Here is a 17,535-nt window from a genome sequence, read left to right as displayed (position 1 = left end):
TATGCAGACGTATAAAAAGCATTGGGACTAGCGTTCCAATGCTTTTATATTCATATCAATATTACAGTCCGCCACTTTTTCGTCATTGATATCGAGCGCATAGTTAACGGCGATCGCTATGTTATTCTCCGTCACATCTACGTCTATCTTCCTCGTGTGGATCCCTATGAGCAGTTCTCCGTAAGGCGTCTCGTACTGAGTCATGTTAATCTTATCTTTCTCAAATACCATATGGGCGCTGGCAAGCCCGCTTTTGATGATCTCAAACACGCTGTCTCCCGTGATCTTTATCGTATTTCTGACGGTGCCCGCCATCCCCTCCACAGGCTCCTCATATATCACATAATGCTTTCCGTTTTTGTTGTAGTAAACGGCCGGGGTGATCACCTCTATCGGTTCGTTCTCATCCGCTTCGGCACCTGCCGCGTCAAAGTGAAGTCCGGAAATGCTTAACAGTACATCTTTCGTCATATTTTCACCTAATAATCCTCAATATTGATTTGCTGAATGGTCTCTACGTTGTACGGCAGTATAGAGTTGGCAAAATGCTTAAACTTCTCAGCCGTATCGCTTACATAGAACTCGTACCGGGCAAGGCTTCCGGAATTGTTCTCCATGTCATGCTCCGCAAGCAGAGCTTTCAGATCCATGGCCGTCTCGTAGGCCGGATTTACGATATTTACATTCTCTCCGAAATACTCCATGATACGGGACCTCAGAAGCGGATAGTGGGTACAGCCGAGTATCATCGTATCGATGTCCGAATGCTTCATCTCATCCAGATAATATTCAATAATCTCATCCGTGACATGGTGCTTCGCAAACCCTTCCTCCACCAGCGGCACAAACAGCGGGCACGGCTTTCCTATCACCGAAGCCTCCGGCTCCATATCCGTGATGACCTTGGAGTATGTATGACTCTGGATCGTCGCCTCCGTTCCGACCACTCCTATCTTTTTGCTCTTCGTCTCCTTCACCGCCGCCCGCGCGCCGGGTACGATGACACCTATGATCGGAATGCCGGACTCCTCTTTCACGACGTCCAGCGCCAGTGCGCTTGCTGTATTGCACGCTATGACAATGGCCTTCACGCCCTTCGTCTCAAGAAAGCGGATGATCTGCCGTGAAAACCGGATTATATTATTTCTGGACTTGCTGCCGTACGGAACTCTGGCCGTGTCTCCGAAATAGACGATATTTTCATCCGGCAGCTGGCGCATGATCTCCCGCGCCACGGTAAGTCCCCCCACGCCGGAATCAAACACTCCTATGGGCGCCGTCCTGTCTTTATTACTGTTCAATTTACTTCCCTCTTTTCACTTTGTTCGTATGTCTATTCACCTGTGCCGTTTGAAAAAAGAGACCTTCAGTAAAAGAAAACTCTTCGTCCTGAACGTCTCTGTTGTCTCTCAAAACTGATATTCTAAAGTGCCAGCTCTCTCGCGATCTCATACTGGTAGGTCGGAATACCCTTCTTCATTCCAAGCGCCTCGTCGATGTCAAAATCTACGTACTCGCCGTGTCTGTAACCGACAACACGGTTGGACTTGCCTTCGATCAGCAGATCTACAGCCATAGCTCCCATGATAGACGCATATACCCTGTCTTTGCACGTCGGACTTCCGCCGCGCTGCATGTGGCCGAGAACCGTGGCTCTCGTCTCCATGCCGGTGGCCTCCTCGATCCTCTTTGCCATGTTCATGGAATCACCGATACCTTCGGCATTGATGATAATATAGTTCTTTTTACCGCGCTTTCTGCACTCCTGTATATCCTGGACTATAGCGTCCTCGTTGTAATCGTGTTCCTCCGGCATGAGAATACGCTCCGCGCCGTTGGCGATCCCGCACCAGAGTGCAAGGTATCCCGCGTCTCTTCCCATCACCTCAATGATCGAACATCTTTCGTGGGATGTGGACGTATCTCTTACTTTGTCGATCGCTTCCATGGCCGTATTGACAGCCGTGTCAAATCCGATCGTATACTCCGTACAGGCAATATCAAGATCGATCGTGCCCGGGAGTCCTATTGTATTGATCCCAAGTCTGGACAGCTTCTGAGCGCCGGCAAAAGAACCGTCTCCGCCGATGACTACCAGACCGTCTATTCCATATTTTTTACATATCGCCGCGGCTTTCTGCTGCCCCTCTTCCGTGCGCATCTCTTCACATCTTGCCGTCTGGAGAATGGTCCCTCCGCGCTGAATGGTATCGGATACATCTCTGGCGGACAGGTCGATGATCTCTTCATTCAAAAGACCCTGATATCCTCTTCTGATGCCTCTTACTTTCAAGCCTTTCCCTAATGCCGTCCTTACGACCGCGCGGATAGCAGCATTCATTCCGGGGGCATCTCCGCCGCTCGTCAAAACGCCTATTGTACGAATTATTTTGTCTGCCATTTCAATTCCTCCATCGTATGTTTTCATTCTCATTCTTTCTCTTCTTCGTGGTTCATTTTACCTTATCTAAGAGATGTTTTCAATGGGTTTTTCTATAACTTTTACACAAGATTCCCCAAGGTAATTCGTCAATCTGCTTAAAATCCCGGGCTCCACACAGATGTTCCTGCTTCTCGGGAGCCGTTTGACCGCCTTTTCAGCCTTGCAGTATATCACGACCTGATCGTCTCCGTCAGACTCCTTGATCAGATCATAAAGCTCTGCTTCCCGGGCGAGAAACGCCGCCTTATTATCGTACTGGAGCCAGAGCTCCTTCTTCGTCTGTTCAAACGGAACGATGTCGTCACAGATAAGCTTGCTCGCGGCTTCATCCTCCTCAGAGACCCTTCCCTTTACAAATACCTTATTTTCTTCTGTGAGATACCTCTGGTGCTTCTCGTACACTTTCGGAAACACGACGACTTCCACTGTGCCCGCCAGGTCTTCCAGTGTCAGAAAGGCCATCGTCTTATTGTTCTTTGTATACTTTATCGTCTTGTCCGCAATGATCCCTCCCACGACTTCCTGCGCCCCATCGTGCACCTTCGTCTGTCCGGTCTCCTCATCCAGCTGAAAATCGAGTGTCGTTCTCGTTATGCTTTTCTTCCACTTTTCTTCATACTCTTCCATAGGATGCCCGCTTAAGTAGATTCCCAGTACCTCCTTTTCAAAAGAGAGCAGATTTTCTTTTTCATATTCCCCCACGTCGGGCAGCGGAATATCAAACTCCGCTTTCTGGTCTTCATCCACCATATCAAACAGAGTCATCTGCCCGGTCATGGAATACTTTCTCTCCTGGTTTACCTGGTCGAGGATCTGCACATAGATGATCATAAACTGCTTTCTCGTCCCGCCGAGACTGTCAAAGGCTCCCGACTTGATAAAGTTCTCAAGCGTCCTTTTGTTGACTTCCTTCCCGGACATGCGCTCGATGAAGTCTTTCAGCGTCTTGAATGGACCGCCCGCGCCGCGCTCGCTGACGATCGCGTCGATCACCGGCCTGCCGATGCTCTTGATGGCAGCCAGCCCGTAACGGATGCGCCCGTTCTCCACCGTAAAGTTACCAAGACCTTTGTTGATATCCGGCGGCATGATCTCGATCCCCATCTGCTGGCGGCACGTGTATATATATTCCGCCACCTTCCCGGGATTATCGATACACGATGTCATGAGCGCCGCCATGAACTCTACGGGATAATAATATTTCAGCCACGCGGTCTGATAGGAGACAACAGCGTATGCCGCCGCGTGCGATTTGTTAAACGCATACTTTGCGAAATCGATCATCTCATCGTAGATCTTGTTGGCCGTCTTCTCATCTATACCGTTTTTTATACAGCCCGGCACTCCCTCTTCCTCATTGCCGTACACGAAGTTCTGCCGCTCTTTTTTCATCACGTCGCCCTTTTTCTTGGACATGGCGCGGCGCAGAAGGTCGCTCCGTCCCAGAGTATACCCGGCAAGGTCGCGCACGATCTGCATTACCTGCTCCTGGTATACGATACACCCATATGTCGGGGCCAGGATCGGCTCCAGCTGCGGGCAGTCGTACGTGATGCTCTGTGCATTGTTCTTTCCTTTGATATACTGCGGGATAAAATCCATCGGGCCCGGACGGTAGAGAGAGATGCCCGCGATGATATCCTCCAGGCTCTGCGGCTTCAGCTCCTTCATAAAGCTCTTCATCCCGCCGCTTTCCAGCTGGAAGATACCGTCTGTCCGACCCGTTCCGATAGAGCTGAGCACTTTCTTATCGTCATAATCTATGTTGTCCATATCGATAGGCTGACCGGTACTTACACCCGCAAGCTGAGCCGCGTTCTGAATGACCGTCAGCGTGCGCAGCCCGAGAAAGTCCATCTTCAATAGTCCTAGCTCTTCCAGCGTCGTCATGGTAAACTGCGTCGTGACCGATCCGTCGGAGCCGAGTGAAAGCGGTACATATTCATCCACCGCCTTCTGGCTGATCACGACCCCGGCCGCATGCATGGACGTATGCCGCGGAAGCCCTTCCAGCCGTTTCGACATGTCGATCAGTTCCCGCACCTGCTCATCTTCCTGGTACACTCTCCTGAGCTCCGGATTCATGGCGAGCGCGCGCTCGAGTGTCATGTTGAGCTCCGTCGGCACCATCTTGGCAATGTTGTCCACGAACGCATACGGAAGATCCATCACACGTCCCACATCCCGGATAACACCGCGGGCCGCCAGTGTACCAAAGGTGACGATCTGTACGACCCGGTCGGAGCCGTACTTTTCTACCACGTAATCTATCACTTCCTGCCTCCGCTCGAAGCAGAAGTCAATATCGATATCCGGCATGGACACACGCTCCGGATTCAGGAACCGCTCAAAGAGCAGCTGATACTTTATCGGATCTATACTCGTGATGTCCAGACAGTAGGACACAATGCTCCCCGCCGCGGAACCACGGCCGGGACCAACGATGATGTCGTGGTCTTTGGCATACTTGATAAAATCCCATACAATGAGGAAATAATCCACGTATCCCATGGACTGAATGACGGACAGTTCGTATTCCAGCCGTTCTGCCAGCGCCTCCTCCCCGTCCGGATAGCGTCGCTTCAACCCCTCAAAGCAGAGCTTTCTCAAGTATTCCCATGACGTATATCCTTCCGGCACGTCGTATTTCGGGAGCTTTGTCACGCCAAATTCTATCTCCACATTACACCGGTCCGCGATCTTCTGCGTATTCTCCAGCGCCTGGAGCGCATACGGAAAGAGCCGGCGCATCTCCTCCTCCGACTTGATATAATACTGCCCGCCCTCGTAGCGCATACGGTCTTCGTCCGCCAGTTTCTTTCCCGTCTGCAGGCAGAGCAGTATGTCGTGAGGCTTGACGTCGTCCTCGTATGTATAGTGGATATCGTTGGTGGCCACAAGCTCGATTCCCGTCTCCTGGGAAAGTCTGAGCAGAGACTGGTTGACCATTTTCTGCTCCTGCATGCCGTGGTCCTGCAGCTCAAGGAAGAAATTTCCTTCCCCGAAGATGCCCTCATAGCGCTGTGCCGCCGCTTTCGCCTCGCTGTACATCCCGCGCATGATATTGCGCTGCACTTCCCCCGCCAGGCAGGCGCTCAGCGCAATGATCCCCTCATGGTATTCTTCCAGCAGTTCCAGATCCACACGGGGCTTATAATAGTACCCTTCCGTGAATCCCCTTGATACGAGCTTCATCAGATTATGGTACCCCATATCGTTCTCCGCCAGCAGTACAAGATGATAATATCTGTCCTCACCGCTGCCGCCCGCCTCTTTATCAAACCGGGAACCCGGGGCCACATATACTTCACAGCCGAGGACAGGCTTCACTCCCGCCTCCTTCGCCGCCCGGTAAAAATCTATGACGCCGAACATGACGCCGTGGTCTGTGATGGCCACACTGTCCATCCCAAGTTCCTTCACCCGGGAAATACACTCTTTTATCTTATTTGAACCGTCCAGGAGACTGTACTCCGTATGGACATGCAAATGTGCAAAACTCATAATCACTCCTGTTCTGTACTCGTTGACATATATCTACATAATACTATATCAAACTTTCGCCAATAATAAAATGTAAAATTATTGATGAAAGCACCAGTTCCGCGCTCACGGTCTGTCTGACCGGTTTCACGCGTGACTGGTGCCCTCCTGTTCATTATAAAACTGTTAAGCCGCCTGATTCTTTCCTGCTTCTATGTCCTTATCCGCAAGCGCGATCTCTTCTCTTAGTTCAAATATCCTCCGCTGGCGTTTCTTCATGCTTCTCGTGTACTCTATCTCCACAATAAGCGCAAGCAGGACGAGCAGAAAGTGAAGTATACAGCATTTATGGTCTTTAGAAGCCCTGTTGGCAAGCGGTACTCCTTCATCGTCTGACTGTACAAGCTGCCGGACATTATCTCCAATGGCATTGCCGATCCCCTCTGCCAGCTCAGCAACAGGTTCTGTGATCGCCTGGATCACAGCTGCCGGCGTTACTGTATTATTTCCATCGGGAGCAGTCCCTCCCGGATTTGTTCCGTCGGGAGTCGTTCCGCCTGGTGTCGTTCCTCCCGGCGTCACTGCGGCCGGTGTCTCTTCTCTGTCAAATTCAGCTGTAAATGTTCTTGTTCCTGTAATTTTCATGCCGACCACCGGTGTCTGCGGAGTCCATGTCAGGCTGCTCTGTGTATATCCGCCGGCTGCTCTGGCTTCCGCCGTATATTGCAGTGTACCGATGCCTAACTCAGATGGATTTCCATCCATGTCATATAATGTGACAACCGTTTTGTCAATACTTACAGTTCCATTGACCGCTTCAAAATATACGACTGCCTGATATCTGTCAGGAATTCCGTCCGGCTCATTCGGATTCTCACCTTCACCGATGACATCCTCCTCCCACTGTGCGTAGAAGGTAACATCGCCCGTGATCGTGTAGCTTTCATCAGGTTTGACAGACATGCCGTTTCCGTCCGCCTGTGTGTTCCATCCGTCAAATACATAGCCCGCGCGCTGGAACCCATTATCTTTGACTGTATACTCATAATTCTCTTCATACAGTCCTGTATCTTCTACGCTGCCTGTCACCTGATCTCCATTGCCGTCATATGTCACTTTGAACTCTTTATAGTCGGGAACATCATCCGGTCCAGTGCCAGGGCCCGCAATATCCACAGCCCATACCGCATACAGAACGACGCTTTCCCTTCCCATTTTAACAGAAGCGCCCACTATGGATTCCATGGCTTCATCTTCCATCGCCTGTGTAGTAATAAGAGGTGACTGCACGGTGCTCCATCCAAGGAACAGTGCGCCGTCTCTTTTAAGCTCTCCCCGGTCCATGATCTGAATATCCGCTTCATACGAATATTCTGCGCCGTCCACCGGTACAGAGCCGGAAGTACTGCCGTTTCCGTCATAGGTGATCTGTCCGGCTATCTCGAACGTTCCCGGAACTACCTTAACGTCATAGTTACTGTTGGATGTATAATCTGCTGTCAGAACATCCTTATATATTCCGACCTTTTCATTGTCATCTCCGCCTGCTCCTGTTCTCTTATAAGTGACAGCGCCAAGGTCCGATCCGTTCACAAGTGCAGGGCTTATGCTTCCTGTATAACTGTCCGGACTGTCCGGCTCCCCGTAAAGCTTCCTGCTGTCATCCACTGTGATCGTAACTTTCTTCGGGTCTACCTTAAGAGTACCCTTCGTCTCGCTGATCACATAATTACTTTCTTTTGCGTTCGTCCACCGGATGTCATAATCATTGAGGCTCGTTCCTGCGTCTGTCTGCGTCCCTGTCACTGCAAATTCTGCGTCCTCGTTATCTGCAAATCCCGAGATGCTTCCATCCGCCGTAAGCGCTGTGCCGTCATATTCCTTATCCGCGCTGTAAGTAACTGCCGTAAGCACTGCAGGATTCACCTGAATGCTGCCGTCCACGTACCGGATCCGAAGCTTTGTTGTTATATCCTGACCATCTGCATTTTTGATAACGAGATGATCGCAGGCTGCCGTTACTTTATCTGTCGTCACGTCTGTCACCGCTGCGTCAGAGTAAGCCTCCGCACTGTATCCTGCCGGAAGATTCCTGACTTCTACAACTGCTTTGTGTTCACTTCCGTCGTAAGTAAACTCTCCACCCTCTGTGAGCACTACGATCTCATCCGCATACTCGAGTACCGTCAAAGTCCCTAAAGTCTCATGAACTGCATAATTACTTTCTTTTGCGGTACCGTTCCAGTCTATTTTATAAGTGTTCGTGCTGGAACCGGCCTTTGTCTGGCTTCCCGTCACAGTAAATGCTGCCGTTTCGCCGTTCACAAGACCATCCATCTTTCCGCCTGCTTTGAGCGCCCCGCCGTCATACGGCTTTTCCGCGCTTTCCGTCACTACTGTCAGCCGTGCCGGATTTACAACGATACTTCCGTTCTTATATGTAATGTTGAGCTTTCCGGTCACATCCTCACCGGAGACATTTTTGATAACAAGTTTGTCGCAGCGCGCTTCCACTGCTTCTTTCGTAACGTCCGCCGCTTTCGCATCCGTAGATGCCTCTTCCACATAATAGCCTTTCGGAAGCTGGGATACCTCTACCTTTGCTTTATGTTCTGCGCCATCGTACGTATATATTCCGCCTGTCGTCGTTACCGTTATCTGTTCTGCGTATTCAGTCACTTTAAGAGTACCCAGGTCTTCCTTCACTATATAATTGTCTTTTTTCGCGGACCCGTTCCACGTAATGTCATAAGTATTGAGGCTGCCACCAACCTCTGTCTGGCTTCCTGTCACTTCAAACGCTGCTGTCTCGCCCTTCACAAAGCCGCTTATATTACCTGCGGCAGTAAGTTTATCACCGTCGTATACTTTCTCTGCGCCCTCTGTCTTTACCGACAGTTCTGCCGGTGTGATCTTCACAGAAGCCGTGCCCTTCCAGACGGTATTACCATTCTCTTTATCTGTGACCGTCACCGTAACTTTCTGTTCTGTCACATCTGTAAACTGCGGATTATCTTCTGTCTTTCCGGCGCTCTCTGTCTCGTATGAGACCGCCTCGCCTGCCAGCAACTTATCAGAAATATCGAACGTTATCCCATGCCGGTCTGCGTCGTACACTCCTTCATAGCCTTTCAGCGCCGCGTCAAATACAGATGTATCGCGTACCCATTTTGCGTAATAATGTGTTTCTCCGGCAGGGTAAGCTGACGGCAGCTTTGTCACTTTGTCTCCTTCTTCACAATCCTTTGTCTTATACCATCCTTCAAACACATATCCTTCAGGACCTTCAATGTCTGACGGCATATCGGTATTCACCAGCGTCTGGCCTGTTTTACCTGTCAGGGTATTGACGATATCATTCTCAGACCCGTCATTTCTATGGAAGATAATGTATGCGTCTTCCGCCTCTGTCTCAACATTTACCATAATATCTGTCGTTACATTGGACTGCGGAGGATAAGTATATTCCTTTCTTCCATATACGTTCCTGTTCGTTGTTGTCTGTCCGTCTTTGCTGACAGTTACCTTAGATATAAAATATCCCTCTGAAGCCTTAAAGCTCACTTCCGGCGATCTTCCCGCCGATGTGACATAACCGATGACCTCATTGTCTGCTTCTGCCTCATCCACTGCCTCGTCCGATACAAACCGCGCTGTACCGTTATCGATCGTCCCTTCTATTCTCTGTTCATGTTCCTTCCACTGAGCCGTAAACTTAAGCTGTGTACTTCCGTTTAGATCATCATAGATCTCGTCCATCACAATACGGCTGCCCGGCTGATAAACATCACCCGTCTGCTCCAATTTCCAGCCAGCAAACGTATAACCGGTTTTTTCCGGACGTTCAGAGCTTAAAGTAACAGTATCGTGAATGGTATACTTATTTGTGTCTGCCGGTTCCGGTGTTCCGCCGGCCGAATCATATACTACCGTATGTTTGACCGGATTCGCCGTGATCGTAAACCACCTGTCTGCATTCCCATTATTCCATGTACCAAAAGTAAACCAGTAATCACATCCTAATTCTTCATGTGCTTTATTAGACTGATCTGCAAAATAATAGTATGTACTGTCCGGATGCTTTTTCTCAAATGAAAAATACTCTCCGGCCATATTGCTGCTTACCGGCGCATACACCGTATCCGTCATATACCCTCTCTCAACCGACACGTAGAACAGGATCCTCGCATTGCCGGCCGCGTTCATCGTGATCGATGAACCGACAGGCAGCTGGGCCAGATCGGTTATATCCTGCGGCGTACCATTTTGTTTCTTGAAGGCATAATAGACCTTGACTCCTGACGAGCCGGTCCTCAATGTGAATTTATTACCGCTTTCCTTCTCGTACTGGGCCACGTATGTAGTATCCGAGGATATTCCAGCCTCGGCCGGATTATTGACTGTCTCACCGGTCTCTTCATTCTTCCAACCGGTAAACACATATCCTGCGGCGTCGACAGCTGTTATCTTGGCATTTCTCCCTGTCGTACTTGCCTTTATAACAGAAGGGACTGTCTGGGGCTGCCCTCCGGCAGTTACATGTTCTGTCTCACTCTTCGTTGTGGCAGCGCCGTCCCATCCATATCTGTATGTCACAGTATAAATATTGACACAGACGGCATGCAGGTTCATATCCGACGTGACCTCCAGCTGCGTGATCTCATCATTCGACAGATATCTGCCCTGCCAGTACCACCCAAGGAAACTCTGGTTCTCCGGAGCTGTGAACGTGTATCCCTGAAGGAATGTCCCCGGCTGTACTTCTTCTGATTTTACGAGAAAATTGTTCTGATCGTAATAATTAACCGTGTACTTTTCTTTCACAGTAATGTTAAAAGACGTATTCACTTTTCCGTCCTGTGTCGCTGCCGTGACTGTAACTTCGCCTGCTTTGACACCGGTGACCCGCGCCTGTCTGCTGCTGTCCCCTTCCGCGGTCACTTCTGCGGCCGATGGATCCGAGGACGTCCATGTGATATCGCCGGCAGCATCCTCCGGCTCTACGTCGGCGTACAGCTCGACAGACTGCCCTGCCATCACTTTATTATTCCCGCGGATCTTTATACTCTCTGCCGCCGCGGTATCGCCCGCATCTGTGCGTTCAGCTGTCTTATTATCATTAGAAGAAAGGACCGCGTTATTTTCCGTCTTCTCTGCTTTTATTTCCTTAAATGAGATAAATATTTCCTTATCTTCTGCAATACCGGCGATCGTATATGTACTGATATTTCCGTCTGTGCCTGCCGGACTGATCTCGTCTTCGTTCCTGCCGGTTACTTTGTCTATCTCATATCCCGCATCTGCGGTTATCTCTATATTATAGGCCGTGCCTTCCGCCACTTCTTCTTTATACCGGCCGGAAGCGTCGTATGTGACCGTCCGCCTGTCACCGGAGGTCCACGCCTTAACCGTACCGCCGTCTACTTCAGGCTTATGAATGATCACCTCATACTTCACCTCAGACGGTGCGTCTGCCTCCGGCTCCTGCCCTGCTGGCTCACTATTGTGATCCTGCTGTCCCCCGGAGGGCTGTGTCTCTGTCTTCTGCGCGGCCGGCTGGCTCTGTTTCTGTTCTGGTTTCTCTTCCACAACCTGGACATTGACACCTTCTGTGCTGCTCTGAACCTGCTCGTTCACTTCCGTTTCATTTGGCGTCTGCGAGCCCGCTGCTTCCTCCTGAGACTCTATCTCACTCGCCCATAACGCACTGCTCATAGAATATACTGCGTTAGCGCCGACGAGCACGACTGCCAGTAATAACGCGATCCATTTTCTAAGCTTCTTCATAACGTATCCCCTTCTGTCATTGTTTTATTCGTTCTTACCATTACCCGCCATGCCCGTATCTCCCCGGTTCCGGCTGTATGAGAGCCATCCTTTTTGGGGTACGTGCAGCCTGGCAAGGATATATTTTGTACACTATATTATATAGGAGAGTTTTCGTCCAAAAAAAGGCTCACGAAATCACGTAAAAGTGGAAAATTTTTACACAAAAACAAAAAAAGGCAGAAAAGGTATCTTTTTTGATAAATACCATCTCCGCCTGTCTGAGTAATATATATTAGCTTTCCTGCCTGTCTTTACTTCCTGCTGTCCTTTATCTAGCCGTTGATCATAAACGCGACCAGCTTGTCGATATCTTCTTTTTCATGCGCTACGATTTCCAGCTCCGGGATCTCTCCGTTGGAAAAGATGTTTGCCATAGACACATACTGAGATAATTTAGATTTTAAATTAAGTCTGTCTCCTTCACCTGTTACTAATTCTACCTTACCTGAGCAACTGTCTACTACTTCGAAAAACTTTTCGATATTTGTGATATTCTGAACTTTCATCTTGTTACTCTCCTTTTCTTTTCTACTCTTTTTCTTTTTACACCCTCAATATATACGAAAACGGTGTTAAAATCAAGGATATTATTGATTTTCGGCGCTTTTTAAAAAGTGCACAAATTTTCATCCCATTTTTTGGTAATTATTACTTCATAACAATGGAATTTTCCTTGATCTCAATCTTTCCTTCTTTCAAAAGGCGTCCTGCCGCACGTTTAAACGCGTTCTTGCTCAGACCGAATTCCTTCTTTATAAGTTCCGGCTCCGCCTTATCTGTAAAGGGGAGCGCTCCCCCGTATTCTTCCATCCGTTTTATGATGGCGGCGGCATCTGCGTCCATCTGGATAAAGGCTTTCTCACGGATACTCAGATCCAGCTTTCCATCCTCATGTACTTTCACCACTCTTGCTTCTATTTTATCTCCGATCTTCAGGCTGCCGAACGCCTCCCGCTTCGGTATAAGGGCGGAGTACCGGTCGTCCACGGCTACAAACACGCCGAAATTATCGCTGAATTCATAGACCGTGCCGCTCACATGATCTTCTTTTTTATACGGCGAATCGGTGCGCAGCCTGTCGTATACCTTCATCGTCGCGCACAGACGCCTGCTCTTGTCCACATAAAGAGCTGCCAGCACCCGGTCTCCTTTGGCCACCTTTTCTGTCTGTTCCTTGAACGGAAGAAGCAGGTCTTTTTCCAGCCCCCAGTCCAGAAACGCTCCCATGCGGCCGGTGTCCGCCACCGTGAGCGCCGCCACTTCCCCAAGCGTGAGCGCAGGCTCGGCTGTCGTGGCGATCAGCCGGTCGGACGAATCTTTATAGAGAAATACTTCGATCTTATCCCCGGCTTTCACACCCGGGGGAACCTGCTTCTTCGGAAGCAGCACTTTCTCTTCCTCCGTGCCGAGGTATACGCCGAAGTCTACCAGCTTTACAACGCTCAGTACCTGTTTTTTTCCCAATCCATTTTCTAATGTCATCCTATGTTCTCCTCTAATTCTACTACTGCATAAGGTTTCCCCTGTGCGTCTGTAAGTGACACAACGATCCTGCCGTCCTCCCTGGCTACCCTCGGCCTGATGATATCTTTGCAGACCGCCGACTTCCTGTATTCGACTCTCACCTGGCGCACGCACAGCTCTTCTTCCAGCGCCTCAAGCGCCATCTGCACATACTGGCAGTTATTTACATGTTCGTTCGTATCAATATGATACTTTCTTACCTGAAACGCTTCCTTCTCCTCCCAATTTTCGGGCAGGCTTATCTTTCTCGGCGCGTACTCCATATCAAGCGGCTCCTCGGCCCCATACGCCTCTATCTCCTCCGGCAGCGGCCTTACCGGCCTTCCCTTCACCATATCCATGTACACCCAGACGGAATTGGCATACGCCGCCGTCCTGCCGTCCCCGTCCGTCATCCGGAAGTTACGCAGGCCGTACAGTCCGTTAAATTCTGTTGCCCATGTGCTGACCGTGATCTCTTCTCCAAGCTTTGGATACCGCTTAGCGATCACCTGCCAGGCATTCAGCACCCAGGCACGTCCGTGCTCCGCAAAGTAGTCGACACCGAGGCCGAGGCTCTCGGAATGAAACGTGCTGCAGTCCTGAAAATAATTGATGATCCCCGGCAGGGTGATCTGCTTTGTATGGTCTACCTCACTGAACCTTACTCTGCTGTCAAATGAATACATAACTTACTCTTCCTGTCCTTTCTGCGCGCTCGCCACAAAGCTCATCTCTACGGTTATCACACACTCGTATCTTTTGTCTGTCTTATGGAGCTCTTCGATGAGCGCGGCTCTTAAGCTGTCCTGCTGCTCTTTCGTGTACTCCCTTGGAACGACCAGATCGAAGATGAGATTGATCTGTTCCTTACCGTCTACCATGCGGAAATCGTGGACGCTGGCCCTCCTGTCGAGCCGGGACACCGCCTCTTCCACATGATTGCGCGCCACAAGCACCTGCTCATTTTTGGTTTCCACGGGATCCATATGTATCACGAGAAAGATCCCAAGCTTCCTGGCCGCGTCCCGCTCGATCCGGTCGATGATCTCATGGGAATCTTCTATATCTGTGTCGTTGGGCACTTCCGCGTGGATAGACGCCATATTCCTTCCCGGTCCGTAATTATGTACGATCAGATCATGGCTTCCGACTATGCCGTCATATTTCTCCACAAACCGCGATATCCTCACATATTCTTCCGCCGGCACCGGCTCGCCGATCAGCGGCTCCAGCGTATCCTTGGCGATCCCGATTCCGGCCCACATGACGACAAGCGATACGCCGAGGCCTACAAAGCCGTCGATATTGATCCCTGTCACTTTCCAGAACAGAAGAGACGCGATCGTCGCGGAGGTCGTTATCACATCCCCGAGCGCGTCTGTCGCCGTGGCAAGCATTACCTTGGAGTTGATGCGCTGTCCGAGCTTCCGGTTGAACACACCCATCCAGAGCTTTACCCCGACGGACAGTACGAGGATAATGACCGATACAAGCTTGAATTTGAGCATCTCCGGCTCACGTATCTTGCCGACCGAGTCCTTGAAAAAAGTAAATCCTACCTGCAGGACGAGAAAAGCTACGACAAGCGCGGCGATATACTCTATTCTGCCGTGTCCGAACGGGTGGTCCTCATCCGCCGGCTTGCCGGCCATTCTGACACCGACGAGACCGATGACGGAAGAACCGGCGTCTGAAAGATTGTTGAAAGCGTCCGCCGTGACGGATATGCTGTGGAGCATAAAGCCTGTCACAGCCTTTACCACAAACAGCAGCACATTACAAAAGATGCCCACCGCACTCGCCAGCACTCCATAGGCTGTACGGACAGACACCTTCTCCACTTCTTCATGATTTTTCACAAATCGTCTAACTAAAAACTCAGTCATGAAACTGCCTCCATGTTTCTACTGGTCTTTCCCGGCATCTCCTCCAAAGAAAAACCATTTTATCTTAAAGTCCGAAGTGGCTGTCACCATTTCGTATTCATCGTCCGTGAGCACTTCTTTCAGCTCTTCTTTTCCCTCGTCACTCACGACCGCGCACGTTGTACTCATAAAGCACAGGTTCGGATAGAGCACGCACCACCAGTTATGTCCTTCGGCTTTCCCTATCTCAATGCGCAGCGCCTCATAGTCGCCCTCCGGAAATGTGATATCCCCGTAAGTCTTGTCCGGAAAATGGCATACCTGAACGTTCGCCTTCACCCCGTAAGAATATCCTTCCTCACGGATGATCTCCCCTGCTTTTTCTTCTATGTCACCGAGATGTCTCTGCGCCCACTGCTTTGTGTCCTCTGCAGACGGCTCGCCGGTCGTCTCATCTTTCATATCAGACTTCATATACGCAAGCACCGCGTCCCTGACCTTCAGCTTCAGCGCCTGGTCCTCTTCACTGTCACTGTTGGCAAGCACGTGAAAACGGAATACTTCCCCGGCCAGCTTCTCCTGTGTCCTGCGCACTTTCGCATCGACCACCTTCATCCGCCGGTTAACGATGCTTCCCGTCAGGATCAGCGCTATACAGACACCAAGTATAACACAGATGAGCTGTTTCTTTCTATATCTCTTTTCAATTTCTTCCCGCATGATATGTACCTCCTTATTAACGATCCCCTCGGATGTTATAAGAAGTCTGTACACATTTTCCGGCTCTTATACAGCGCCTGTATGAATTTTATGATTTTTTTGTGCGGAGTGTGTCAACGACCCCCTCCACCTGGTTGTCTATATGTCTGCTCACAACTTCCGTAGCCTTTTCTTTTTCTTTTCCCTCGACATGCCGGATAATCGCTTCATGCTCGGATATGAGATGCGGATATACTTCATCGCTTTTCAGATACTCCATCCGGTAGCGGTACATCTGCTCCCGCAGATTGTTCAGAAGCTGGATCAGCTTCTGGTTGTCCGTCGCCATATAGATGACATCATGAAACTTTACGTCCGCTTCCGCGATCTCCGTAAGTCCCCCGTTCCTGATCGCTGTCTTGAAATCCTCCGCCGCCTTTTCAAGCTCCCGGATCTCCTCCTTCGTGATCTTGTCGCAGCAGAGCTGTACCGCAAGCTCTTCCAGCGCCTTTCTCACTTCCAGCACATCCCGCAGGCTCTTCTCCGTGATCTCCGCTACTTCCGCGCCTTTTCTCGGGATCATGAGCACCAGCCCTTCCAGCTCCAGCTTCCGGATCGCCTCGCGTATCGGTGTACGGCTCACCCCGAGTTTATTGGCGAGCTGGATCTCCATAAGCCGCTCACCGGGCTTTAACTCCCCGTGCAGGATCGCCTGGCGCAGTGTATTGAACACTACATCCCGCAGCGGGAGGTATTCGTTCATATTGACTTGAAAGTTAGGTTCCATGCTTATTTCCTCCTTGCATTATGTACGTTTGTCACATACACCTGCTTTGTTGCTCCTGTTTCTTTTATCTTTCTGCCGGCCTCTCTCGCTCTGCTCTTCTCCTCAAATATACCGAACACGGTCGGGCCGCTTCCGCTCATAATGGCATTCAGCGCACCCTGTTCCTTCATCGTATTCTTTATCTGTTCGATCACCGGGTATTCCCGGACCGTTACTTCCTCCAGCACATTTCCAAGGCTTCCGGCTATCCGGGCCAGGTCTTGTCCATTGAGACCCGCTATTATTCCGTCGATATCCGGATGCTTTGTTATCTCATGGGAATCAAGCTCATCGTACACAAATTTGGTCGACACACTGATGGGCGGCTTCGCTATCAGTATATGGCACTTCGGCATAGGAGCCAGAGGTGTGAGGACCTCCCCTATGCCTTCTGCCAGTACCGTTCCGCGCATGATACAGTAAGGGACGTCCGCGCCCAGAGCCACGCCGCGCTCCATCAGCTCCTCCTCCGACAGCTTCAGGGAGAACATACGGTTCATTCCATAGAGCACTGCCGCCGCATTGGAACTTCCGCCTGCCATCCCCGCCGCCACCGGTATATGCTTTTTGAGCGTGATCTTGATTCCCTCTTTGATCTTAAATTCATCCATCAGCAGCTTTGCAGCCTTGTACGCAAGATTATTTTCATTGACGGGAAGAAAATACAGATTCGTCTCAACCTCGATTCCCGGTTTCTTTTTCTTCTCCATGATCACCTGATCGTACAGATACACTGTCTGCATGACCATGCGCACATCGTGGTAGCCGCTGCTCCTTCTTCCGAGCACATCCAGGCCCAGATTCACTTTTGCCAGTGCCTTCAACTCCAATTTATCCATATGTTATCTCCTCGTATCTTTACGCCTTTGTTCCCCAACGTTGTA

The 17,535-nt window shown here is 50.3% G+C and carries 12 protein-coding genes; all 12 read right to left on the bottom strand.

The features are described from left to right. Positions 1–27: 27 nt before the first annotated feature. The 12 genes from LAJLEIBI_RS03445 to ispE all read right to left on the bottom strand — a co-directional run bounded on the left by LAJLEIBI_RS03445 (position 28) and on the right by ispE (position 17,490). The gene (locus LAJLEIBI_RS03445) at positions 28–471 is read right to left on the bottom strand and encodes a YwiB family protein (protein ID WP_006444861.1); all 444 of its coding nucleotides are present in this window, start codon (positions 469–471) and stop codon (positions 28–30) included. A gap of 8 nt (positions 472–479) precedes the next feature. Beyond that, positions 480–1,301, bottom strand: coding sequence for a glutamate racemase (gene murI, locus LAJLEIBI_RS03440; RefSeq protein ID WP_006444860.1), 822 nt, complete (start codon positions 1,299–1,301; stop codon positions 480–482). A gap of 122 nt (positions 1,302–1,423) precedes the next feature. Further along, positions 1,424–2,401 (bottom strand): 6-phosphofructokinase, encoded by a 978-nt coding sequence (gene pfkA / locus LAJLEIBI_RS03435; protein WP_040435950.1) that lies wholly within the window; start codon positions 2,399–2,401, stop codon positions 1,424–1,426. A gap of 66 nt (positions 2,402–2,467) precedes the next feature. Continuing rightward, positions 2,468–5,947 carry a DNA polymerase III subunit alpha gene (locus LAJLEIBI_RS03430; RefSeq protein WP_006444857.1) on the bottom strand — a complete coding sequence of 1,160 codons (3,480 nt, stop codon included), beginning with the start codon at positions 5,945–5,947 and terminating at the stop codon, positions 2,468–2,470. Between the two features lie 165 nt (positions 5,948–6,112). After that, the gene (locus LAJLEIBI_RS03425) at positions 6,113–11,713 is read right to left on the bottom strand and encodes an InlB B-repeat-containing protein (protein ID WP_006444856.1); all 5,601 of its coding nucleotides are present in this window, start codon (positions 11,711–11,713) and stop codon (positions 6,113–6,115) included. Between the two features lie 314 nt (positions 11,714–12,027). Further along, the gene (locus LAJLEIBI_RS19470) at positions 12,028–12,261 is read right to left on the bottom strand and encodes a hypothetical protein (protein WP_006444854.1); all 234 of its coding nucleotides are present in this window, start codon (positions 12,259–12,261) and stop codon (positions 12,028–12,030) included. A 142-nt stretch (positions 12,262–12,403) separates the two neighbouring features. After that, positions 12,404–13,237, bottom strand: coding sequence for a CvfB family protein (locus tag LAJLEIBI_RS03415; RefSeq protein ID WP_006444853.1), 834 nt, complete (start codon positions 13,235–13,237; stop codon positions 12,404–12,406). Continuing rightward, complete coding sequence (locus LAJLEIBI_RS03410) at positions 13,234–13,947, bottom strand: acyl-[acyl-carrier-protein] thioesterase (protein ID WP_006444851.1); 714 nt, start codon at positions 13,945–13,947, stop codon at positions 13,234–13,236. Before LAJLEIBI_RS03410 ends, LAJLEIBI_RS03415 begins: the two co-directional genes overlap by 4 nt. A gap of 3 nt (positions 13,948–13,950) precedes the next feature. Further along, positions 13,951–15,147: a cation diffusion facilitator family transporter gene (locus tag LAJLEIBI_RS03405; RefSeq protein WP_006444850.1), complete on the bottom strand. Its 1,197-nt coding sequence runs from the start codon at positions 15,145–15,147 to the stop codon at positions 13,951–13,953. An 18-nt stretch (positions 15,148–15,165) separates the two neighbouring features. Then, entirely contained in the window at positions 15,166–15,846 is a 681-nt protein-coding gene (spoIIR, locus tag LAJLEIBI_RS03400) for a stage II sporulation protein R (protein ID WP_040435949.1), read from the bottom strand. Between the two features lie 88 nt (positions 15,847–15,934). After that, positions 15,935–16,612: a GntR family transcriptional regulator gene (locus tag LAJLEIBI_RS03395; RefSeq protein WP_006444848.1), complete on the bottom strand. Its 678-nt coding sequence runs from the start codon at positions 16,610–16,612 to the stop codon at positions 15,935–15,937. 2 nt (positions 16,613–16,614) lie between these two features. Beyond that, positions 16,615–17,490 (bottom strand): 4-(cytidine 5'-diphospho)-2-C-methyl-D-erythritol kinase, encoded by an 876-nt coding sequence (gene ispE / locus LAJLEIBI_RS03390; protein WP_006444847.1) that lies wholly within the window; start codon positions 17,488–17,490, stop codon positions 16,615–16,617. Positions 17,491–17,535: the final 45 nt, after the last annotated feature.

This window comes from [Clostridium] hylemonae DSM 15053, from assembly GCF_008281175.1.
Classification (GTDB): domain Bacteria; phylum Bacillota; class Clostridia; order Lachnospirales; family Lachnospiraceae; genus Extibacter; species Extibacter hylemonae.
Note: the sequence above shows the minus strand (reverse complement) of the source record. Positions and strands in the feature narration are given on the sequence as shown.